20 protein-coding genes and 1 tRNA gene are annotated in these 22,432 nt (G+C 36.0%); 14 read left to right on the top strand and 7 right to left on the bottom strand.

Annotation, left to right across the window (positions count from 1 at the left end; translation table 11 throughout):
* Nucleotides 1-472 precede the first annotated feature (472 nt).
* Both C8D70_RS15075 and C8D70_RS15070 read left to right on the top strand, forming a co-directional pair.
* Nucleotides 473-1,357 carry a transketolase gene (locus C8D70_RS15075; protein WP_228402540.1) on the top strand — a complete coding sequence of 295 codons (885 nt, stop codon included), beginning with the start codon at nucleotides 473-475 and terminating at the stop codon, nucleotides 1,355-1,357.
* A gap of 30 nt (nucleotides 1,358-1,387) precedes the next feature.
* Nucleotides 1,388-2,332 (top strand): transketolase family protein, encoded by a 945-nt coding sequence (locus tag C8D70_RS15070; protein WP_076596181.1) that lies wholly within the window; start codon nucleotides 1,388-1,390, stop codon nucleotides 2,330-2,332.
* A gap of 473 nt (nucleotides 2,333-2,805) precedes the next feature.
* Here the strand turns inward: C8D70_RS15070 and C8D70_RS15065 are convergent, their stop codons facing one another.
* On the bottom strand, nucleotides 2,806-3,339 hold the full coding sequence (locus tag C8D70_RS15065; protein ID WP_110367829.1) for a DUF4303 domain-containing protein: 534 nt from the start codon (nucleotides 3,337-3,339) through the stop codon (nucleotides 2,806-2,808).
* A 660-nt stretch (nucleotides 3,340-3,999) separates the two neighbouring features.
* Here C8D70_RS15065 and C8D70_RS15060 point away from each other — a divergent pair.
* From C8D70_RS15060 to gwsS, 5 genes are all read left to right on the top strand, one after another.
* Complete coding sequence (locus C8D70_RS15060; protein WP_170872073.1) at nucleotides 4,000-4,182, top strand: TIGR04139 family peptide modification target; 183 nt, start codon at nucleotides 4,000-4,002, stop codon at nucleotides 4,180-4,182.
* Between the two features lie 117 nt (nucleotides 4,183-4,299).
* Nucleotides 4,300-5,136 (top strand): hypothetical protein, encoded by an 837-nt coding sequence (locus tag C8D70_RS15055; protein WP_228408037.1) that lies wholly within the window; start codon nucleotides 4,300-4,302, stop codon nucleotides 5,134-5,136.
* Between the two features lie 4 nt (nucleotides 5,137-5,140).
* Nucleotides 5,141-6,046 (top strand): grasp-with-spasm system ATP-grasp peptide maturase, encoded by a 906-nt coding sequence (gwsG, locus tag C8D70_RS15050; protein WP_076596177.1) that lies wholly within the window; start codon nucleotides 5,141-5,143, stop codon nucleotides 6,044-6,046.
* Nucleotides 6,043-6,222, top strand: coding sequence for a hypothetical protein (locus tag C8D70_RS15045; RefSeq protein ID WP_076596176.1), 180 nt, complete (start codon nucleotides 6,043-6,045; stop codon nucleotides 6,220-6,222). The genes gwsG and C8D70_RS15045 overlap by 4 nt, the downstream gene beginning before the upstream one ends.
* On the top strand, nucleotides 6,219-7,289 hold the full coding sequence (gene gwsS, locus C8D70_RS15040) for a grasp-with-spasm system SPASM domain peptide maturase (RefSeq protein WP_110367828.1): 1,071 nt from the start codon (nucleotides 6,219-6,221) through the stop codon (nucleotides 7,287-7,289). The genes C8D70_RS15045 and gwsS overlap by 4 nt, the downstream gene beginning before the upstream one ends.
* 83 nt (nucleotides 7,290-7,372) lie before the next feature.
* Here gwsS and C8D70_RS15035 read toward each other — a convergent pair whose 3' ends face one another.
* The 3 genes from C8D70_RS15035 to C8D70_RS15025 all read right to left on the bottom strand — a co-directional run bounded on the left by C8D70_RS15035 (nucleotide 7,373) and on the right by C8D70_RS15025 (nucleotide 13,215).
* Nucleotides 7,373-7,750, bottom strand: coding sequence for a hypothetical protein (locus C8D70_RS15035; RefSeq protein WP_076596174.1), 378 nt, complete (start codon nucleotides 7,748-7,750; stop codon nucleotides 7,373-7,375).
* A 69-nt stretch (nucleotides 7,751-7,819) separates the two neighbouring features.
* Nucleotides 7,820-8,290, bottom strand: a complete 471-nt coding sequence (locus C8D70_RS15030) for an Lrp/AsnC family transcriptional regulator (RefSeq protein WP_002984446.1) — start codon at nucleotides 8,288-8,290, stop codon at nucleotides 7,820-7,822.
* Nucleotides 8,291-8,424: 134 nt separating this feature from the next.
* Nucleotides 8,425-13,215 carry a translocation/assembly module TamB gene (locus C8D70_RS15025; protein ID WP_110367827.1) on the bottom strand — a complete coding sequence of 1,597 codons (4,791 nt, stop codon included), beginning with the start codon at nucleotides 13,213-13,215 and terminating at the stop codon, nucleotides 8,425-8,427.
* A gap of 4 nt (nucleotides 13,216-13,219) precedes the next feature.
* On the opposite strand from C8D70_RS15025, the gene tsaD reads away from it, so the two are divergent.
* The 3 genes from tsaD to C8D70_RS15010 are packed head-to-tail and all read left to right on the top strand — an operon-like array spanning nucleotide 13,220 to nucleotide 15,320.
* On the top strand, nucleotides 13,220-14,236 hold the full coding sequence (tsaD, locus tag C8D70_RS15020) for a tRNA (adenosine(37)-N6)-threonylcarbamoyltransferase complex transferase subunit TsaD (RefSeq protein ID WP_110367826.1): 1,017 nt from the start codon (nucleotides 13,220-13,222) through the stop codon (nucleotides 14,234-14,236).
* Nucleotides 14,233-14,628 (top strand): hypothetical protein, encoded by a 396-nt coding sequence (locus C8D70_RS15015; RefSeq protein ID WP_110367825.1) that lies wholly within the window; start codon nucleotides 14,233-14,235, stop codon nucleotides 14,626-14,628. The genes tsaD and C8D70_RS15015 overlap by 4 nt, the downstream gene beginning before the upstream one ends.
* Complete coding sequence (locus C8D70_RS15010; RefSeq protein WP_076596170.1) at nucleotides 14,625-15,320, top strand: RsmE family RNA methyltransferase; 696 nt, start codon at nucleotides 14,625-14,627, stop codon at nucleotides 15,318-15,320. The genes C8D70_RS15015 and C8D70_RS15010 overlap by 4 nt, the downstream gene beginning before the upstream one ends.
* A gap of 47 nt (nucleotides 15,321-15,367) precedes the next feature.
* Here C8D70_RS15010 and C8D70_RS15005 read toward each other — a convergent pair whose 3' ends face one another.
* Nucleotides 15,368-16,048 carry a TrmH family RNA methyltransferase gene (locus C8D70_RS15005; protein WP_110367824.1) on the bottom strand — a complete coding sequence of 227 codons (681 nt, stop codon included), beginning with the start codon at nucleotides 16,046-16,048 and terminating at the stop codon, nucleotides 15,368-15,370.
* A 161-nt stretch (nucleotides 16,049-16,209) separates the two neighbouring features.
* Between C8D70_RS15005 and C8D70_RS15000 the strand changes: the two genes are divergently transcribed.
* From C8D70_RS15000 to C8D70_RS14985, 4 genes are all read left to right on the top strand, one after another.
* Nucleotides 16,210-17,226, top strand: coding sequence for an asparaginase (locus C8D70_RS15000; protein WP_110367823.1), 1,017 nt, complete (start codon nucleotides 16,210-16,212; stop codon nucleotides 17,224-17,226).
* 55 nt (nucleotides 17,227-17,281) lie between these two features.
* Nucleotides 17,282-17,368, top strand: a tRNA-Ser gene (locus C8D70_RS14995).
* A 188-nt stretch (nucleotides 17,369-17,556) separates the two neighbouring features.
* Nucleotides 17,557-17,973 (top strand): hypothetical protein, encoded by a 417-nt coding sequence (locus tag C8D70_RS14990; protein WP_034696971.1) that lies wholly within the window; start codon nucleotides 17,557-17,559, stop codon nucleotides 17,971-17,973.
* Between the two features lie 418 nt (nucleotides 17,974-18,391).
* A complete protein-coding gene (locus C8D70_RS14985; RefSeq protein ID WP_181416138.1) occupies nucleotides 18,392-19,186 on the top strand; it encodes a DUF2490 domain-containing protein in 795 nt (264 codons plus the stop codon).
* Nucleotides 19,187-19,309: 123 nt separating this feature from the next.
* Here C8D70_RS14985 and C8D70_RS14980 read toward each other — a convergent pair whose 3' ends face one another.
* Together C8D70_RS14980 and C8D70_RS14975 are read right to left on the bottom strand one after the other, a co-directional pair.
* Nucleotides 19,310-20,005: a hypothetical protein gene (locus tag C8D70_RS14980; protein WP_110367821.1), complete on the bottom strand. Its 696-nt coding sequence runs from the start codon at nucleotides 20,003-20,005 to the stop codon at nucleotides 19,310-19,312.
* A gap of 632 nt (nucleotides 20,006-20,637) precedes the next feature.
* Nucleotides 20,638-22,170 carry a M20/M25/M40 family metallo-hydrolase gene (locus tag C8D70_RS14975; RefSeq protein ID WP_110367820.1) on the bottom strand — a complete coding sequence of 511 codons (1,533 nt, stop codon included), beginning with the start codon at nucleotides 22,168-22,170 and terminating at the stop codon, nucleotides 20,638-20,640.
* Between the last annotated feature and the right edge of the window lie 262 nt (nucleotides 22,171-22,432).

Below are 22,432 nucleotides of genomic sequence, written 5' to 3'. Positions count from 1 at the left end.
TTAATTTTATCAAATATTACATACTAAAATTCAAAAAAAAATGATATTCCGTAGCAAAAAAACAACAATTAAGCTACCACAAAGCATTCAGCTCAATACGTAACTTTTCTTTATTAAAATAACCGGTTTTATAGACTTTTGTATTGTAGTTATCTTTGATCCGAATGATATAAACACAATCAAAAATTAAAGAAAAAGAAATTAAAAAACCATGAAAAAAATATCTTACTCTTCATTCACATTTACAGACATCAATACTCAGGAAAATTTGAAGTATCAACATTATGAATAGAACCGTTTAAAGTCTTTAAGCCAAAGGTTGAGGCTGAAAAAGCTGCAGAAACAAAACTTATGAGCTCTGGTAGAGAGAAGAAAAACATTATAAAGGCTGTTAAAGGCAGAAAAATTATCAGATCATATTCAATCCGGGTTTTTACATCCGGATTTTTGTATTTCCGTAAGCCGGCAAAAAATTGTAAATTCGCATGCAAATAAATCAGATATAATGAGTAAAAGTATTGAAGAGTTAAAAACTCTTACTACGCAGATCAGAAGAGACATTTTAAGAATGGTTCATGCTGTAAATTCAGGACACCCTGGTGGAAGCTTAGGTTGTACAGAATTCTTCACAGCCCTTTATGGCAGAGTGATGAACTATAAACTTCCTTTCACAATGGAAGGCAAAAATGAAGATCATTTTTATCTATCAAACGGACACATTTCTCCGGTATTCTACTCTACTTTAGCAAGATTTGGTTTCTTCCCTGTGGAAGAACTGAGTACTTTCAGAAAATTAGATTCAAGATTACAAGGGCATCCAACTACTCATGAAGGACTTCCGGGAATCAGAATCGCATCAGGATCTCTTGGACAAGGACTTTCTGTAGCTCTGGGAGTGGCTGATGGAAAGAAACTGGATGGTGATCAGTCTCTTGTTTACTCTCTTCACGGAGACGGTGAGCTTCAGGAAGGTCAGATCTGGGAAGCATTGATGTATGCAGCTGCCAAAAAAGTGGATAATATCATTTCTACAATTGACTATAACGGTCGCCAGATTGATGGTGATACAGATGATGTATTAAGCTTGGGAAATCTTCATGCTAAACTGGAAGCATTCGGATGGATTGTTCTGGAAGAAAAAAATGGTAATGATCTTGAAGCTGTGATTGCAATCCTTGAGAAGGCAAAAACAGAAACCGGAAAAGGAAAACCGGTAGCCATTCTTCTTCATACAGAAATGGGTTACGGAGTTGATTATATGATGGGATCTCATGCATGGCATGGTAAAGCTCCTAATGACGAACAGTTGGAAACAGCATTCAAGCAATTATACCTAGAAGCTCCGGCTGATTACTAATATCTTAACCTCTCTATTAATAAAATAAAAATGAAATATACATATACAGAAAAAAAGGATACTCGTTCAGGATTCGGGGCAGGATTAGCTGAACTGGCTGACAAAAATCCTAATGTAGTAGCACTTTGCGCAGACCTTATCGGTTCTTTGAAGATGGAGAAATTCATTGAGAAGGCTCCGGAAAGATTCTTTCAGATTGGTATTGCAGAAGCAAACATGATGGGAATTGCGGCTGGTCTTAGTATCACAGGAAAAATTCCTTTTACAGGAACTTTCGCTAACTTCTCTACTTCAAGAGTATATGACCAGATCCGTCAGTCTATCGCTTATTCTAATAAAAATGTAAAAATCTGTGCATCTCACGCAGGTCTTACTTTGGGAGAGGATGGAGCTACTCACCAGGTTCTTGAAGATATCGGTATGATGAAAATGCTTCCAGGAATGACAGTAATCAATACTTGTGACTACAACCAGACTAAAGCTGCGACTCTTGCGATTGCAGATTTTGAAGGTCCTGTATATTTAAGATTCGGAAGACCGGTAGTTCCTGTATTCATCCCTGAAGATATGCCTTTCGAAATTGGAAAAGGAATTATGCTTCAGGAAGGTACTGATGTAACGATTGTTGCGACAGGACATCTTGTATGGGAATCTCTTGTAGCTGCTGATGAGCTTGAAAAAGAAGGTATTTCCTGTGAGGTTATCAACATTCACACGATCAAACCTCTTGATGAAGAGATCATTTTAAAATCTGTTGAAAAAACGGGTAAAATTGTAACAGCTGAAGAACATAACTACCTTGGTGGTTTAGGAGAATCTGTTGCGGGTATGCTTGCAAGAAAAAGACCTACAAGACAGGAGTTTGTAGCGGTAAATGATACTTTCGGAGAGTCTGCCACACCGGCAGAATTGATGAAGAAGTATAAAATTGATGCTGCTGCAGTAAAAGAAGCTGTAAAGAAAATTTTAGCTTAATATAAGTCTTTTATATAAAAAAAATCCGGCGCTTTCCTCCGAAACCGCCGGACTTTTTTTTACGCATAGCCTCTTCTGGTCCGAATATTCTTTTTCCAAAAGGTTTCAGCACATCATCTTTCAGATTTTTCACTTTTAAAGATTATGACAAAAACAATTCAAGATGTTTGGGTGCATTAATTTCTTTAATCCTTCTTTGATGATTTTATAGAACTCTGCTGGCCAGCCGGAATTCCAGACAAACTGTGAAAAATTCCGTTTTTATGAGTGGTATGATATCCCAATAGCTGGTGATTGAATCATCAGACATATCATGCTGTTCAATTCCTTTATTCAAGTAAAAGATTTACAACAGAAATATTGGAGTTAATAATTTCATTAGGGTCATTACTTTTATAAGAGGCTTCTGAGGCAATTATTTTACCGGGCTTCATATCTATATATTTGAAGTGTTTTTTTAATTCTTCATATTTTTAATTGCCCCAGGTAGCCATCCAGTTCAGATATTCACTTTTGTATTCATTATCATTAAGTCTGATGATAAGATCTTTAAGATCCTTCTTCTCAAATTCATAATCTGAAACCGTGAAAATCAGGAAAATATCTTTTCCTGTGATCCCGGTAAAAAAGTTCTCATTTTTAAGCTTTTCCAACACTTCAATGCAGGTAGAATATAACTTAGCCTGAAAGCCATCAAACCACAGATCATCGTCATCGTGTTTCTTAAGTTCTTCTCTCAGTTGAGTGCAGATCAGATCAAATTCTCCATTGGCTCCTACCATTTCGTAAGTCCATTCTGCCGGTTCATATTTATAATAAAGAGCATCGTCCTCATCTGCATTCTCCATTACTTTCAATGTATTGGCAGCAGGACAAACCGTCATTGCTCCCTCATCACTGTACAGAGCAAAACTGTAAACTCCCTCTGCCCCATGTTTTTCATACACTTCTAAAAAAGCTTTTCTGGCTGCATATTCAATCTGTTGTTTCACAATTTCAAAATTCATACTTCTTTTCTTTTTTAAAATGGGTGGTAAAATTACCTTTATCCTTTTGATTCAGCACATTATCTTCTTATAAAGGCTGTTCAATTTCATGATTATGGCTATCTTATTTTAGGACTTTTGATGGATTTGGAATGAAAAAGTATCAAAACTTAAATTTTCTTTGTAGGGATTCATAAGTTTTCACAAAGAATTCGGCAATCATTTTTTTGTATTTTTTATATGCAAATTCATATATAAATTGTGATCCTATTTGCCCTGTATGCAATTCTTACACATACTCAAGTTGATGAAGTATTTTGCACAATAGAAAATAATTCAGTTTCTATTTCACTTGTTACAAATTCATTTTTTTAGTATATCTATAAGGCTCTTATAATTTTAAAAGAATTCATTTTTTATTAAAATTCTTTTATATAAGCATAAGTGCAATCTGTACAATTGTACACATAAAAAAGCAAACTGAAAAAAACAAAAAAATTACACATTTTATCCCATATAAGTGATGTAAATATTTATAGTTTTATCCCATCAACGTTGATGAAATACATTCTTAAAATTTAAAGTGCAAGTGTACAGTGCATAATAAATAGGTAGAATTATCCGCCCTAAGCCAGGGTTTATTTAACACAAATGAATAACATAAACAACAAAATTACCAACATGAAAAAATTAAAAGGAATGAAGAGCAACTTCTCTTCTTTAGAAAACAAAAAAATGAAAAATCTACAGACTATTAAAGGTGGGGAAACTGCTATCAACTATGTTGCTACAAACAATGGAGACTGCTATGATAAAGAAACATGGAGAGATCACAAACTTGAATCTACTTTGGAAATCTGTTAAAAGTTATCATTAAACTTATTATCAATTTATAAAGGGAGGAACATAATTCCTCCCTTTACAAATAAGAGCATCATCAATCCAATAAATAATGGTTACCTAATGAAACAAAATTCAATTTTGATATACCTACTCATTATTATTTTCATTGCTCTTTCCTGTAAAAGCAATGATTATATTGTTTATTATAACAAAGTGAATGAAATTGATAGTCTATACCGGATAGCTAACCAACCCGAAAAAGCTATAAAGCAATACCGAAAGTTGTTCAAAAAATACACTCCTAAAAATCAGGAACGCATTAAAGAATATGAAACTTATATTAAGTTGGCAGATCAACATCAAAAAGATTTTGGAGGAAAGAAAAGTCTATACAAGCTTATTCCTCTTATTGCACCTTACGAAGGATCATATGGAAGTTATTTCGGATTGTTTAAAAAGTATGGCATAGATAGCACCGAAGTAAAACAAAGAATTGCAGACTGGAAAAAAGGTTTAAATAAGCGACTGGTAGATTCTTTTAGCATTGCTTTTGTACGTGATCAGGCGGAAGGCAGGAGAAATCCACAGCTCATGGAAAAAAATGACAGAATAAATGCACAACTTTTGAAATGGACCTTTGAAAACTATGGCTATCCTTCAGTACAAAGAATCGGGCTCATCGGAAATGACGGTGTATTTATGCCTATGCACCCATTGTTCAGTCATATGATAGGTGAAAAAGAATATTCTTATTTCAAAACTAAAATGCTGGAATATATAAAATCCGGAGACTGCATTCCAAAAGACTATGCTAATATGGTAGACCGCCACAATCTGCAAATAGATAAAGTCGAAATGCCTTATGGCTCTTATCCAAGTTATAGTGCTATTATTGATACTATAAAAGTAAACCGTAATAGGAAAAAAATAGGCTTGCCTGCTTTAAAACGTATATCTAAGGTTCAAAAAAAATGACAGCATGATTCTTATTATTTCCAACAACAATGAAAGAACCACTAATAAAATTATAGAATGGCTCCTTGAAATGAAAAAGGAATTCATCCGTATCCATGAAGATGAAATTTTTGAAATTGCAGTGGAGAACAAAAAAATTCTTTTAAGGAGTAACAGAAATTCTTTTTTTCTGGATAAGATCACAAGCGTATGGTACAGAAGAGGCGGATTAAAAATCAAACGTCTAAATTATGAAAATCCTTCTGTAAATGCCCATATGAATGAAGTACAGCATTGGTTGGAAGATTATGTAAGAACAATACTGGAGTCTAAAAAACATATCAACAAAGAAAGTAATAGTGATGTTAATAAGCTTTTGGTATTGGAAGAGGCTAAAAAAATAGGGTTAGAAATTCCTGAATATTTTCTGGCAGACAACACAGATCAGGTATCTTTGGATAAAACAATCGTAAAAACAATTGGAGGGAATCCTATATTAGATGATATTGATACGGATTTAAATGGGATTATGTATACCTCTGTTGTACATAAGAGAGAAAAAACGAAGTTCTTTATTACATTCTTTCAGGATAGGATTGATAAGGAATTTGAAATCAGAACATTTTATCTCAACGGGAAATGTCACTCGATGGCAATATTTTCTCAAAATGATGAACAAACAAAAACTGATTTCAGAAAGTATAATTTAGAAAAGCCTAATAGGAATGTTCCTTACAAACTATCCTCTGACATTGAAGAAAAAATTAAGCTTCTGATGAATTCCTTAGATCTTAATTGCGGATCATTAGATTTTATCAAAGGAAAAGATGGAAAATTTTATTTTTTAGAAGTCAATACTATTGGGCAGTTTTTAGGATTGTCTCGTACTTGTAATTACTCCGTAGACAAAAAAATAGCAGATTACTTATGAAAATTAAAGTTAAAGAAAAAAACAAGCTTCCGCTTACCTTCAAACATATAGAGCCCTTCAATGATCAGAAGCTTAAAAAGCCTAATGATGTCGTCTATGTTTTAGAGTGCAAAAAATATCAGACCAATTATTATATCAGAGAAAGACCTACAAAATCATTGAACCGGCTATTATGAAATACTTTAATTTATTCTCAAACATTCTCATCACCAAAGGCTCCACAAGAATTCTCATTTCGGATTTACAGAGAAATGTATCAGAACTGTATCCGCTGGAGTTGTATGGAATTATAGAAGAATTAAAAATAAACTCTATAGACGAAGTATTGTCTGAATATGATGATGAATCCAAAGAAATTTTTCAGCAGTATATGAATTTACTTTTAGAAAAAGAATACGGATTCATTACAGAAAATGATTGGGATAAAAACTTCCCTCCTCTTTCATACGAATATCATGAACCCAATCCAATAACAAACCTTTTTATTGAATTAGATAATATTAAGATCCTGAAAAAAATATATCCATCAGTGGAAAACCTCGGAATCAGGCATTTGGTCATTTACAGTCTGAAACCATTAACAGTAAAGGAATTCATAGAAATTGACAAAACTTTTAAAACCTCAGTTTTATCAGGAATAGAAATTTTCTCACCATTTCACCAGGAAGTCAACCTATCTTTTATACAGGCTCTTCAACAAAATACAGTCAGAATATACCGTCTCATTTTTTTCAATTGTTCGAAACCTCCTTTCAAAGCTAAAGATGAATATAGATTCTCATTACATTTTGTGAAAGATGATCTGAAGATATCTGCATGTGGAAAAGTGGAACTGAAGTACTTCAATACCAATATTAATAAAGTGATAGAAGCCGTTAACCATAATTCCTGCCTGTATAAAAAGATAGGTATTGATAAAAAGGGCAACATCAAAAACTGTCCGCTGATGAATGAGAGCTTTGGAAATATCCATCAACAAAACCTTGAAGAAGCTATCAATCACCCTGATTTCAGAAAATACTGGAACCTCACTAAAGACCAAATTGAAATATGTAAAGACTGTGAGTTCCGTTACATCTGCACAGACTGCCGGGCATATACTGAAAACTCTCTAAAAAACAAAGAAGGACTAAATATATCAAAACCTCTGAAATGCGGTTATAATCCCTATACAGGCTTGTGGGATGACTGGTCTGAAAATCCTTTAAAACAAGAAATTTTCCATGCTCTTGAACTCAGATAATTTTTTTTTCATTGCCCTTGTTAATTGAGAACCGCTTTTAAATTTAATTTAAAAGCGGTTTGTTATATTATTCTAATTAAGCTTTACTTAAAAAACTTCCATTTCGGGATAATGGCAAGCATTCCGAAACCTGTAAACAGGAAAAGATTGGTAACATCCGTATACAGAAATGTAGACAGGTAGTAATTGTGCATAAAGAAATGCAGCACCAGTAAAGCCGGAAACATAAAAATTCCTGCCTTTCTGTAGAAGAACATCAGCACCAGCCCTATCATCATCAGTACATCAATGGAAAAAATCACATAGAAGTACCACCTCGGAATCTGAAGGTATTCATGCTGCAGATATTCATCCACATCTATTCCAAGTCCCATTATAGTAAACAACATTAAGGCCGCAAACGCCAGTATAAATCCCCATCCTTTTTTCGGATCTTCGTCAAAATAGCTGTATTCTTCCATATCTACAAAAATAAAGAACTTATGAGAGATTTCATAAGTTCTTTTATAATTATTCGTTTAAAATTTGACTTACACAGAGATTGCGTTGATCAGTCTGTTTTTGTCACTTAAGAATTCCTCCATAGAGATCATACTTTCAGTTCTCATTACATCCTGAATATCGTCGATCTGGTAAATAATTCTTTTAGCATCATCAGTATTCTTAGCTCTTACTTTACAGAAAATATTATATTTTCCTGAAATAACGCTAGCCTCTATTACGTTAGGGATAGTTGACAATTCTTTCAATACTTCCTGAGTACGGTTGGATTTTGTCAAAAGGATACCTATGAAAGCTGTAAAGTGATAATCCAGCTTACCATAATCAATGTTAAGAGATGATCCCAAAATAATACCTGCATCTTCCATCTTTTTCACTCTTACGTGAATTGTTCCAGCAGAAACATCCATCTGCTTTGCAATTTCAGTAAAAGGCATTCTTGTGTTTTCTACTAAGAAATCAAGAATCTTCTTGTCTATTTCGTCCAGTTGATAGTTCATATTAGTTAAATTACAATTTCTTTAAAAAATCTATGTATTTTTTGCAAATTTACGAAAAATAATTTAACTAAAAAATATATATCAAATATTAACAATAATTAACACAGATGATAAAAATCATTAAAATATTCTAATTATTTACCATTCGATTTTATTGAATCTGTTTTTATTTCACCTTTTGCATCTGAAGTTTTTTTGTCTTTTTTCTTCTTTTTAAACAAAGAATTGAAGCTTTTACTCCACACTACCCCTCCGCCATAAGCTTGATTAGCAGAACCGTTTGTACTCACCATTCCGATGTTTGTAGGTTTGGAATACGCACGTATTACCAAAGAACCGTCATTCTTTTTAGACAGATCATATTCTACAGATCCTTCCGTGGAAAGATAATTATTCTGTGCCCCATCTGTTTTTGATAATGGAATACCCAAACCAGTCTTGATATTGACTCTTGGCGAAAGCGCTACACTCACACCGGCATTGGCTCTGTCTCCAAAATTAGAGTTCTGATCTCCTTTTACATAATTAAGGTCTATCTGGAATTCGTTACTCATTGTATTAAGAACAGATCCCAGCTGTTTCAAAAGCATATTATATCCGGAAGATTCTGCTACATTTCCCACATTTACATCAAATCCACCTGTATTGGATACGTTAAAGGTACTCAATAGCAATACAGATCCGAACTGGAGAACCTTCTCTCCTTCCTGGCTCATTTTCGCGGCCAGTGTTTCTCTCACCTGGCTGGATACATCCATTGCCGTTACATTAAGATCAATCTGAGGGTCTACCAGCGATTGGGTAATATGAGCCTGCAGCAATATACTGATGGGCTGTAGTTTTCCCATACTTAGATATTCTCCTGCATTGGATACCATTCTGACATAGTTGGCATTAATATCCAGCATAGGCTTCATTGCATCACCATCCCATCTGATACTGCTGTTTCTTTCAATCTGGAATGTCTTATTAAGAATAGCCTTAGAAACAAATGTTCCGTTATCTACTTTATAGGTACCGTTCATGGCTATATTGCCCTGTCTGTTCATATGGAACCTCAACGGATCAGCAGATCCTTTTACCGTAATATTCCCTACATCATCTCCTACCAGTACATTTACAGTAGTTCCTTTATCAACAGCCAGATTGAAGTCAATGTTCATATTGGCTCCTGTTTTTTTCTTTTCCTCCAGGGTAATCAACCCATCTTTTCCTTCTTTCAGGAATCTCAGCATTTTAAATTCTTCTACATTGGAAGTAGAACTGGAATTAAAGGTAAAGGTACTTCCGTTAAGTGCCTTCATATTAGGAGTTGTTATACTTAATCCCGAAACAGGTCCGTCTACGTAAAGATCTCCCTGCCCATACACTCTTCCCCAGAAGAGGTCAAAATCTTTTTGTGTGGTATTCAGCATCAGCAGGTTGTCTGCTCTCATTACGAGAGACACCCCCATTGAAGAAAGGGTTTCAAACTGAATTGCCCCGGAGATATTCCCTTTGGAATTGGTTCTTCCGTCGTGTACTTCAACATTATTGAGGATCGCAAGTCCTTTGGTAAGCTGAATCACAGTATCATCAAATGAATAATCTACTCCGGTAAACAAAAGTTTTAATCCAAAATCTTTTAGAGCAATATCTCCGCTATAATCAAGATTGTTAAGCTTTCCATTGATTTTAAGATCTCCTGTTGCTTTTCCACGAAGGTTGCCAAAAATAGTCTGCACAAACTGCTGTGTAAATGCCAGGTCAAAATCACGCATTTCTGCAGTAAGATCAATAATCGGCGAAGAGGTATTATTATTAACCGTTCCTGTCAGATTAAGGCTGTTGTTTCCAAGTACTCCGGCAGAATGAACTTTCACATCAATATCATACACGTTCAATGAGAATCCATTGGTGGCAGAAATAGAGATATCCCCCATATCATTGCCATTCATCTTAATTTCATCAATATTAAGATCTACCAGTGGCTGCAACGTGCTTTTATCCATTTTAATCTTAACACTTCCGTTGGCAAGACCTTTAATGTCCATTGTATTTCCTCCGGATTGCATGTCCAGAAGTTTTTCCACTGCAAAATCATTAATATCCGCATCTATGTAAAAGTCTTTTGCTGATTTAAACTGTGCTTCTTTAATAAATAGAGCACTTTTATCAGAATAAACCCTCAGATTCCTGATATCAAAATCACCGGTTTTCTTTCTGTAGGTAATGGAGTGATTCAGCTCAGGACTTGTATCTATCGCCCAGGTAACTTCATTGAATTTTACCTCCGTAGGTTCAAACCTGAATACATAATCACCAGCGGCATCCGTAGACTGATCTACATTGATGGCATATTCCTTAAGCTTTTCATTAATCTCATCATCAGGACTTCCATGCTTAAATACAGTAGCTAAATGAAGGGTATTTCCGTTTTCATTATTTCCTTTAAGCTCAAAATCTTTGATCACATTTTTATTATAAATGACTCTATTGATCTTAGCGTACAATTGCTGATTAAGGTCTGCTGTGTTAATTCTAATTTTAACACTATCTACCATCGCACTATCTCTGCTTACATTCTTACGGTCATTAATTTTATAATCAGGATTGGAAGATGCCAGTGCCTGATCAGCATCTGTAATTTCTTCCTCCTTAGTCATAATATATTTTAAAGACGCTGCATCGAGATTCAGAACCAGATTGTTTGAGTTCCCGTCATATTCTCCTTCTACAAGAGCTCCTTGATTCAGTCTCAATTCAGGTAAGAAATAATTTACCAATCCCTGCTGGACATCAAACTTCAACGCAAAGTTCTGCCCACGATACAATTTCCTTGGCGGCGGTCCTACTAATATTTTCCCTACTCCATTTTCTACCATTCCTGCAAGATCTGCAAGATTGTATTTTCCCGAGATCTTGCCTGTGGCTGCTCCCGGAGCATCTACATCAATCACGCGGCCGCCCGCTTCTATAAATGTTTTTAACTTGGCATTCGGAATATTGTATTTTTGGGTGGCTGTAGCAAAGTGAAGGTTATTGGCATTCACATCCACCGTAAGATCGTTGATAGAAGACATCGCCATTTTACCTTCTATCTGGCCACTTACCACCTGATTACCAGGTTTGTTGGTGAAGTAATTCATGTTCAGATAAGTGACATCTGCATTCACATCCATAGCGATTCTCGAAGTACTGAAATCTATCAATCCTTTCACTGTAGCTTTTGCCTGTTCATCATTAACAGTGATGAGTCCGTTATATTTTTTATGATCCAATAAACCATCCAGATACAGATTATTGATCGTTTTATCCATGATTTCAACACTTGTAATCTGTGATTTTGTCGTCAGACGCATGGTATTAACATCAAAGCTTTGTCCGTTAAGGTCAAATTTACCGGAAATTAAACCTACTGCTTTATTCTTTGTAATGACAGAGGTATTAAGGTCTTTAACATCAAGATAACCGGAATATTTTGGCATTGCAGTACTGTAGCCTGTTAGAGCAAGCTTGGAAATTTTCGCCTGTCCGATTCCCGTCATCAGATTTCCATTGTCTACGTAAATCTGATCCGGATTTACTTTTGCCGTTCCATTATATTTCAGTTTTCCGAAATCATCTGCAAAATTCTTCATCTTTGTGGAGATGAATGAAGGCATCATAGCTTTTAAATCCTTATACGTAAAATCTGTGGAAAGATCTTTTGTTTCAATAGCAAAATTTCCTTTCAGCAGATTGTCTACCTTCATCGTTTTGGTGGCAATATTAACGTCAGGATTTCTGATCAGAAAGTTTTCCAGATGGAATTTATTCAAAGGACCAGTCATAACCCCGGAAAGATTGAAGGGTTTGATATTATCCCAGTTGGTTACAAAATAACTGATATCATAGCCGCTTAACTGACTTCCCTGTTTGATATTCATATCCCAGCGTACTTTGTCTGCAAAATCGGCCCAGGATCCGTCATGAAGATTAAATTTGATATCTCCCTGAAGCAAGGTATGATCCGTATTCAGCGTAAGGTCTTTTAACGACAAAAACTGCTTCGTTAGAGACAGTTCTGTTGAAAAAGTATCTACAAAATGAGATTTCCCCCACCTTGAAGTTACAAATGACATATTATTAATTAATGCCGAAACATTCGGTCCGTTAACTTTTACGTTGGGTGCTTTTAGGTTGAATTTAGTTGCAGTAAGCCATTTTCCCTGCTCTCCGGGAGAGTTTTCATTAATGATGGAAACTTTGGAATCAATGATCTGAATTCTGGAATTCAGTTGAAAAGGAGGTTTCTTAGGGTCTCTTTTCTTCCCGTCGTCGAAGAGGTCAACAAATCTGACAAAATTGGATATACTGTCCCTTTTATAAGTAATCACCTTTACATCGGCATTCACAAGAGCCAGAGAATTAAAACTTAAAGAATTGCTGTTTCCTGAAATGGCATTCACCGCCAGAGACATCCAGTCTGAATCAGCACGAAATTCACGGGCTGTAATAAAATTAAATCCTTTATAATCTTTTACTTTTAACCCTTTTATCGTGACATTACCGAAGTAATTTACCTCTACACTTTCTGTAGAAAAATCAGATTTAAAATCATTGTTAACAAGCTTAAGAGCCTGATCAGCGGCCCATTTTTTCGTTACCGGCAGATTGATGGCAATAAGTATTCCACCTACAAGGAAAATACCCAGCCAGAAGAGAATCAAGAGAAGTTTCGCCCACCATGTGTAGCTGGTAACATCTTTTACAGCCTGTTTCCCAAACTCTTCAGCTGTTTCTACAGGATGATGTATGGCATCTGAAGCCAGCTCAGATGCTTCTTTTATTGTTTCCCGTACTTTTCCCTCTACATTTTCAACAGTTTTCTGTACCTGATCACCTAGGTTTTCAGCTACTGATTTTTTATTCTCATTCTCGTTATTATTCTCTAACTTTGCCATTATTATGAGCGACTCTATAATTTTAGGTATTGAATCGTCCTGTGACGACACCTCAGCAGCTATCATCAAGGGAAATTCTATTCTTTCAAACATTGCCGCGAACCAGGCCATTCACAAAGAATATGGCGGCGTTGTCCCTGAATTGGCTTCACGAGCCCATCAGCAAAATATTATTCCCGTTGTTGAAAAATCTTTTTCCAAAGCAAATATACAACAAAATGCGATCTCTGCTATAGGATTTACTCGCGGACCGGGACTTTTAGGATCTCTTCTTGTAGGAACATCATTTGCTAAGTCTTTGGCTATGAGCCTGAATGTACCTTTAATTGAGGTAAATCACCTTCAAGCCCACATTCTGGCCCATTTCATCGAAGATGCAAATCCTGTGCCGCCTACCTTTCCTTTTTTATGCCTTACTGTAAGCGGCGGACATACCATGATTGTATTGGTAAAAGATTATTTTGATATGGAAATTATCGGAAAAACCATAGATGATGCCGCAGGAGAAGCTTTTGATAAAATCGGAAAGATTTTTGACCTTGATTATCCTGCAGGACCTATTATCGACAGGCTTGCCAAAGAAGGGAATCCCGATGCTTTTAAGTTCAACAAACCAAAGCTGGAAAATTACGATTATTCTTTCAGCGGTATTAAAACTTCCGTTTTATATTTCATTCAGAAAGAAGTAAGAAAAAATCCTGATTTCATCAAGGAAAATCTTAATGATCTTTGTGCTTCGGTACAGAAATCTATTATTGAAATCCTGATGAATAAGCTTGAAAAAGCAGCCAAAGATCTCAATGTAAATCAGGTAGCGATTGCAGGAGGTGTATCTGCCAACTCTGCACTCAGAAAAGCAATGGAAGATAACAGAGAAAGACTGGGCTGGGATATTTATATTCCAAAGTTTGAATATACAACAGATAATGCAGCCATGATTGCCATGGTGGCAAAACTGAAGTTTGAGCGGGGAGAATTTACAGATTTAAGAACTTCCGCAACGGCAAAATACGATTTATGAAAATACTCTTAGAAGAAAAAGTACTGGGAACGCAGTCTAAAAAGAATTCAAAATATTACTGGGTATTGGAAACGATCACAGGAAGACATGAGGGATCAGAGACTTTTTCAGATTTTACCGGAGAAAGTTCTGAAACAGGATATATTCAGGATATCAAAGATGAAGTGTTACAATTAATCAATTCTGAACATCTTTTTAGTTTTCCCTATACTCCAAAGGAAGGAGATTATTTATCGATCAAAAATAATCTGAGAAAACAGGAATATTTAAATCTGATATTTATTAATAATACCTGGATAGAAGAAATATACATGTGTTCTTACCGGGAATGTGATACAGACATTTACACAACCATCAAAACAGGAGTTGCATTTATAAGTCAGGATGTATGAAATTATTTTACGGAGAGATAACAGATCAAAAAGTCATCATCAACGATGAAGAACAACAGCATATCGTAAAAGTTCTTCGCATGAGAGATGGAGAAGATATTCATGTAACAGACGGCAATGGAAAACTGGCTTCCGGAAAACTTATGATAGAAGGCAAGAAAGCCGGAATTGAAATTTCTGAGATCAAAGAAAATCTGCCGGAATTCAATCCTAAACTTCATATTGCGATTGCTCCTACCAAGAATATTGACAGAATCGAATTCTTTGTGGAAAAAGCAGTGGAAATGGGTATCTCAGAAATAAGCATTATTATCACTGAGAAAACGGAGCGTAAAAACATCAACATCGATAAAATCAGAAAACAAGTGATCGCAGCATCCAAGCAAAGCCTGAGATTTCATTTTCCGGTGATCAATGACGCTGTAAAGCTAGGTGATTTTCTGAAAAATATTGATCCGGAACACACATTTGTAGCACACTGCCATGAGAATCTGGAAAGAATTGATCTTAAAAATATCCCTCAACTTCAACAGGTTATATTTCTAATAGGTCCTGAGGGTGATTTTTCAGAAAAGGAAATTGCATTTCTGGCAGAACATAAAGTAAGAGCAGTATCTCTGGGAAATCAAAGGCTCAGAACAGAGACAGCCGGTGTCTTTGTAGCGGCATGGAATTATTATAATATGATATAAACAAGAAAGAGAAGGCTTATCAACCTTCTCTTCTTTATTTTCTGACATTATTTCCAGTCAATATTATTTTCGCGCAGGTATTTTTCAAAAATCTGCTGTCCGCTTCTCATGGAATTCACAGCCCAAAGGATTTTCATCCTCAAAAGTTTTTCCTCATTTAATTTATACTCAATATCAGACCTGATCAGTTTTTGCTTCAATTCATACATGCAAATTGATGCGGCTACAGAAACGTTGAAGCTTCTTGTAAAGCCATACATCGGAATAGCAAGTGTTTCATCTGCAAAATCTAAAATTTCCTGGGAAACTCCTTCCATTTCAGTTCCGAAAACCAGAGCAATAGGTTCTGTAATTTCATATTCAGGTAACATTTTAGCATTATTTTCCAGTGAAACAACGACTATTTTATACCCTCTGTCTTTAATATTTTGGAAGGATTCCATATTTCGGGGAAGTTTTTCCACCTCAACCCAGGTATCGGCGCCTTTTGTTACCCGAAGATTGGGTTCAAAACTGTATTCTTCCTGCAAAGCCACTACTTTATGAAAACCGCAGGCCTCCACAGAACGTACGATGGCTGCTGCATTTCTGAACTGATAGACATCTTCTACTACCGGAAGTACAAAGTCTGAACTCTCCTGAGAAAAATGTTCAATTTTAGCGAGTCTTTCTTCGGTTAAAAACTTTTTTAAATATTCATAAGTTTGCGTTAAGTCTTTCATCCGCATTTAGTTATTTTTTCAATAGCCCTGTGAAACGCCAGCAAATATCATCATATTTTCACAAAATTTTACGATAAGCGTTTCATTCATTTTCAAATCTTTGCAAATTAACGTAATTTTGACCTATGAACCCTAATCGGGCTCCAATTCTTAATTAAAAACAGTACATGAAGCGAAAAGTCCTGCTCATCTATACCGGTGGAACCATCGGAATGGAAAAAGATTACGAAACCGGAAGTCTCCGTGCCTTTGACTTTGGTAATATATTTGAAAAAATGCCTGAAATGAGGCTTATGGAATGTGAGGTTTTTGTTCATCCTTTTGCCAAGCCACTGGACTCTTCGGATATGGGGCCTGAAGAATGGAAAGTAATCGCCAATTATATTCAAAAAAATTATGATGATTATGACGGCTTCCTGATCCTTCACGGAACAGATACCATGTCTTATACTGCATCAGCATTAAGTTTCATGCTAAAAGGATTAAGAAAACCCGTCATCATGACCGGTTCTCAGCTTCCGATTGGTGACCTGAGAACAGACGCCAAGGAAAATCTTCTTACCAGCCTTTATTATGCCAGCCTTTATGAAAATGACGAAGCAGTGATTCAGGAGGTTGCCGTTTACTTTGAGTACAAATTATTAAGAGGAAACAGAACGTTGAAATATTCTGCGGAGTATTTTGATGCCTATTCAAGCCCGAATTACCCTATTCTTGGACAATCCGGAGTTCATCTGAATATTATTAAAGATAACCTGTTCCGTTGTGATCCGGAGGTGGAATTTCATGTGGATGAACATATTTCTGAGGATATTTTATTCTGGAGAATTTTCCCAGGTATGCATCTAAGCCACTTCAAAGAAATCCCTAAAATGAAGGTTCTAATCCTTCAGGTTTTTGGTTCAGGAACCATTTTCAGCAGTGCCAAAACGCAGGAAACCCTTCAGGAAATCCGGGATAATGGAACCGAAATTGTGGTGGTAAGTCAGTGTATTTCAGGAGGAATCTCATTCGGAAAGTATGAAAACAGTAATATCTTCTCCAGGATCGGAGCGATCAGCGGAAGAGACATGACAGCGGAAACAGCGATCACCAAAGCCATGCACTTAATTGATAATCCAAGTTACTCCGGAAGCTTTGCTGATAATTTCACCAAAAGCCTTTGTGGAGAAATTACAGATTAATTTGTAAGAATAATTTGGATATTCCAGAAAATACACTATTTTTGCAATCTCAAAAAGAGAGGTGTCCGAGTGGTTGAAGGAGCTACCCTGGAAAGGTAGTATACGGGTAACTGTATCGAGGGTTCGAATCCCTTCCTCTCTGCAAGAAACCAAAGCCTGTGCTAATGATTAGCACAGGCTTTTTTTGTGATTAAGATTCGCGGTTTATTCTGCATTCAATTCTATAAGTATTTATACCCAGTTTCATAATTGGTAATTTATACGCTACAGTATATTATTTGTTCTTCGTTACTTTGAAATACAATCTAATCACCTAAAAAACAAATCAATATGACATCAACAAGTGTAAATGCAAATTCTTCAGGCCAGTTGGTTCTAGGAAACGGAGCGCAATTCTGGGTGTATCTTTCCCCACAAAACGATACTTCTAAAATGATTTCTACATGGCGTGTAACTTTTTCACAGGGAGACTGGAGTGATTTCATCTCAAGTGAAAATCCTACCAAACAGATTCAGACTCCCAATCTTTCGGGTATCTTTGAAATTAAAGTAGAATTATTAAGCGGTTCTACCGGTACATGGCGCCAGATCCCACCTCAGGCCGGAAGTCATAATGAAATAGGCTGTAACTCCAACTGTGCTTCTATGGTAGGAATTGTTGCAGACAGTACAAATCCTCCTATCGGAGCTATCAATGCTCACTTCTGGACAACATGGGATGCCATGTGCGGAGTAAGGCAGAATTAACAGGTAAATAAACCAAGTCCATAAACCATTTTGCCACAGTATTTATATTGTGGCAATTTATTTTTTTGCACATATACCATAGAAAATCAAATAATTACACAACAACCCCCAAAACTACAAAAGGACTTTTCCACAAATTACTAAGAAGTTATTCACACTTTATCCACAATTAATATATTATTGCAACCCTTCATTTTTCCTATAGAAGATTTTATTCCTAATTCTATCCCAAATCAGAGCTTTCCTTTGTCTTGTTTTTAAACAGTATTACAAGATTTTGAATAAACATTCTATGAACAAAGCTTCTAATTTTGCTATCACAAACTATTCTCTCTGCGTATCAACAGTATCCTTATCCGTTTCATGGTTTCGCATTCATTTAAAATTAACAGTAAAACAGCTATCCATACTATTGAGCATGAAGAAATTTTTTGCAGGATTATTTTTATTGGGATGTATAGGAACATCGATAAAAGCACAGATCAGCCCACCTGGATTGGGAGATGCCAAAAACGCTTTCTGGGGAGCCTTCGGAGTGAAGCGACAACTTGACTCTTTGGGTAAAAAACAAGCTTTGAGCTATGTAGCCATCGGGAGAAAAAGCAGTCCTGATGATCATAACCCGTTTTCGAAGCAGGCTATTATTGTTTTAAATCATGAAGTTTATCATTCCTTTGCTCCACACCAGCAGTACAGCTATGCTTTAAGTTACCGCCGTCAGCCACAGTATGAAAATACAGCTCCTTATGCTAAGGAAAATACGGAACAGGAATTCAGAATGTATGGAAGATATGCCTATACTTTTGATCCTGGCCGGAAATGGAAACTTAAAAGTACTATACGGCAGGAATTCAGGAAGTTTTTTGATGCAGAATTTCATCAAGCAGAGGAAGATTTTCAATTCAGAACACGTATCAAAAGTCAGCTTACCTATAACTTATCTCCTAAAAATAATCAGAAACTGGCCTTAAGTGCAGAAGCCCTGTTTTCTATAAGCCATCTCAATAAGCCGGATGCTGAGTGGAGTTCGTTTGGATATCGTGAAATACGTGTTGCTGCTTATTATATGTTTACGATTCCCAACTCTCCTTTTACCGTAGATATAGGATATATGGATGACCTCATCAGAGGCAGCAGAAGTATTCATCATGAAGGTGTTCATTATCTGGCCGCTGATCTGATATGGAATATTCCTTATAGAAAAAGCAGGTAGTATAATAATGTAATTATTTATAAGCTTTTAATACAAGATCCCGTTCATTACTGACCGGGATCTTGGGTTGAAAAACATAAGTTTTCGGCAATATAATTAAGTATGAATGTTTGGTGTAAAATTTTAGTTGCACAATGTGAGAAACTGACGGCTCAACTGTACGTTAAATTTCGCTTCCGCTCTAGAGCGTGCATAAATAGTCTGTTTAAAAGCATGTACTGTTTTCAGTTTCTGGTCTATAAATTCTGCAATCTGAACAACAGAAAAAAGAAAGTCTCTGTATACCGCCATATTCACGGTCTGACCATAGTAAGGAAGATAAGCTTTTAAAAAAGGAATGGCTTTCTGATGGCGGTTATAGCTGATACAATACCCTACACCTTCCATTGAAGTAATAATGGTGTAATTATTAATATAATCCTGAATATTTTTGTGGCCATCCAGAGCGTGGGCATTTTTTGAACAAAATTTATTGATCTTATCCAGAATATGCTGGGCATACTCCATCATGGAAATATTTTTAAATTCAAAAACCTGGTTCATTCCTTTGGATGGGGAAATTCCGTTTTCACTATCAATACAGAAAGAGATCCCGATTTTTTCATGATAGGGGAAAAAGCAGTCTTTCACTTCAATGGAGGCATCCGGCTTTAGCATATCATCTGCAAAGTTATAATACACATAGGGCCTGTAAAGCTCAGCAAGCGCTTTCAGATAATCTGTTTCGCTGGTATTATGATATTCTTCAAACCATTTTTCAAGGTTATCGTAATAATTACTTTCAAAGTCGTTAAAGTTTAAGTAAAATGGCAATTCCATAGCTCTGTAATTTTGATATGACAAAGCTATATCCGTAATGCGACAAAACTTGACGCAATATATTTTTTGTGAAAGTTTTTTGATGTTTAGTTCGTGAATGGTCAATTTTTGCTTCGCAAAGTCAATCGTCAATCATTATTAACGCTAAGGTTCGCAAGGTTTGTTGGATAACGTTTATATTTTGTTCGCAAGGGCACTTCGTTCAGCCAAGAACTTACTGTATACATTGCTAAGTGAAACGACTCTGCGATCGAAAGAAATTAAACATCATAGAAAGCTTTGCGAACGCTGCGTTTAATAATAGGCATGTGTATTAAAAACCTGACATATTATATTTTTTGTGAAAAGATTTGAAAGATTGTTAAGTCAATAGTCAATTTTTGCTATGCAAAATCAATAGTCAATCATTATTAACGCTAAGGTTCGCAAGATTTGTTGGATAACGTTTTATATTTTGTCCGCAAAGGCACTTCGTTCAGCCAAGAACTTACTGTATACATTGCTGAGTGAAACGCCTCTGCGATCGAAAGAAATTTAACATCATAGAAAGCTTTGCGAACACTGCGTTTAATAATATACGAACTTACATTAAAATTCACAAGCGCAGCGGATTGACTATTCACTATTGACATTTACCTGTCGTAATTCTTCATGATGTACTCAAAGTAGTGAATCATCTTCAGATAGTTTTCAATGCTAAGGTATTCATTGGTGCTGTGAATGCTCTGTTGTTCGGCAGTGTTGATCTTGATCGGCATGAATCTGTAGACATTTTTGCTTACAATTTCATATTTACCGGCATCCGTTCCAGCCATAGTAAGATAAGGGGTAACAATGGCTCCGGGATGAATTTCTTTCACGCCGGCTTCTATTATTTTAAAAGCTTTGGTATTGGTTGGAGAAATAGCAGAGGCTTCCCTGGTATTGTCAATTTCTTCTACCTCAACATCAAAACCTTCAGTGGCTTTAGCAATATGGTCTCTTACATCTTTCACCGAATTTCCGGGAAGCAATCTGAAATTGACAACAAATTCCACTTCGGGAGAAAGTACATTGGTACCGTCACTTCCCTTCATCATCGTTAAAGCTGTTGTGGTTCTTACCAAAGCATTGGTTGTATTGCTTTTAGTAAGCTGGGAGATCAATACCGGTTTTAAAAGCCATTGATTGGCCAGTGCCATTCTTGTGGTAAAAGGCATTTCACCTCCAATATTATTAAAAAATTCTTTGATTAAAGGGGTGATGACAGGCTTCATCTGATGATCTTCCAGACGCTGCATGATAACAGCTGCTTTTCCGATAGCGCTTTCCATAGGAGGCATTGATGAGTGCCCGCCCAAACCTTTTACTTTTATTTTCGCAGAAAGAAACCCTTTTTCAGCACATCCTACTACCGCTACATCTCTGTCTATGCCTGCTACATTTCCTTTTCGCATAATTAATCCGCCTTCATCATAAACGGCATCGAACTTCAATCCTTTTTTCTTAAAATAATCTGCAATCTGCATTGCTCCTTTTTTTCCGCCCACTTCTTCATCAAAACCGAATGCCAGATAAATATCACGTTGTGGAATCTGCTTGTTTTTAATCATAGAATTCATGGATTCCATTAGAGAGAATAACATTCCTTTCATGTCTATTGCGCCTCTTCCATAGATTCTTCCATTGGCAACTGCTCCTGAAAAAGGGGCAAAATCCCAGTCTTCAGCAACTTTTGAAACAGGCTCCAGCGGTTTATCATCCGGGCGGAATACATTTTCTTCATTGTTCTTTATATCAGCATCTCCGGGAGGCACAACATCCATATGGGAAAGGAATAAAATGGGTTCCAGCGCAGGATTACTTCCTTTAAGCCTGAACACCAAGCCATATTGATTGACTTCAACATTTTCGGTATTCTGATAGACTAATGGATAAGAGGTTTTTAAATAGGATTTGAACTGTTCAAACGGCGCATAGTCGAATTCCCCCAAACTCCCTGTAGAAACGGTTGGCACTTTTATTCCTCCTGAAAATCTCATGACTGCAGAATCATTTTTTACCGGTTTCCAGCCCTCGCCTGCCCCGGTATTATTTTTCTTAAACGGATAGGTGTAAGTTTTGATCAATACTACAGCAGCCAGAATAACAATGATTCCTAACAGGATTAAAAGAATTTTTTTCATAACAAATAGTTTGTGAGGTGATTTTATTCTATAAATATAACAAAGTATTTGCTGTTTAGCAAGTTAAAACCCTACTTTTCAACCGTTTAATCAATGAGACAGTGATTGAAAATTTTCAAAAAATGGGGAAAATCGATCTGTGATTATGATTTTTTTTGACAGATCATAAACGTAAAGTTTTTAACAGTAAGAATTTAGGCAAGAAATAACAAGTAGGGAATCGACCATCTGATCAGATGAAGCTTCATCAATAAAAAAACTA

The sequence above is a fragment of the Chryseobacterium sp. CBTAP 102 genome, assembly GCF_003201365.1.
GTDB lineage: Bacteria > Bacteroidota > Bacteroidia > Flavobacteriales > Weeksellaceae > Chryseobacterium > Chryseobacterium candidae.
Note: the sequence above shows the minus strand (reverse complement) of the source record. Positions and strands in the feature narration are given on the sequence as shown.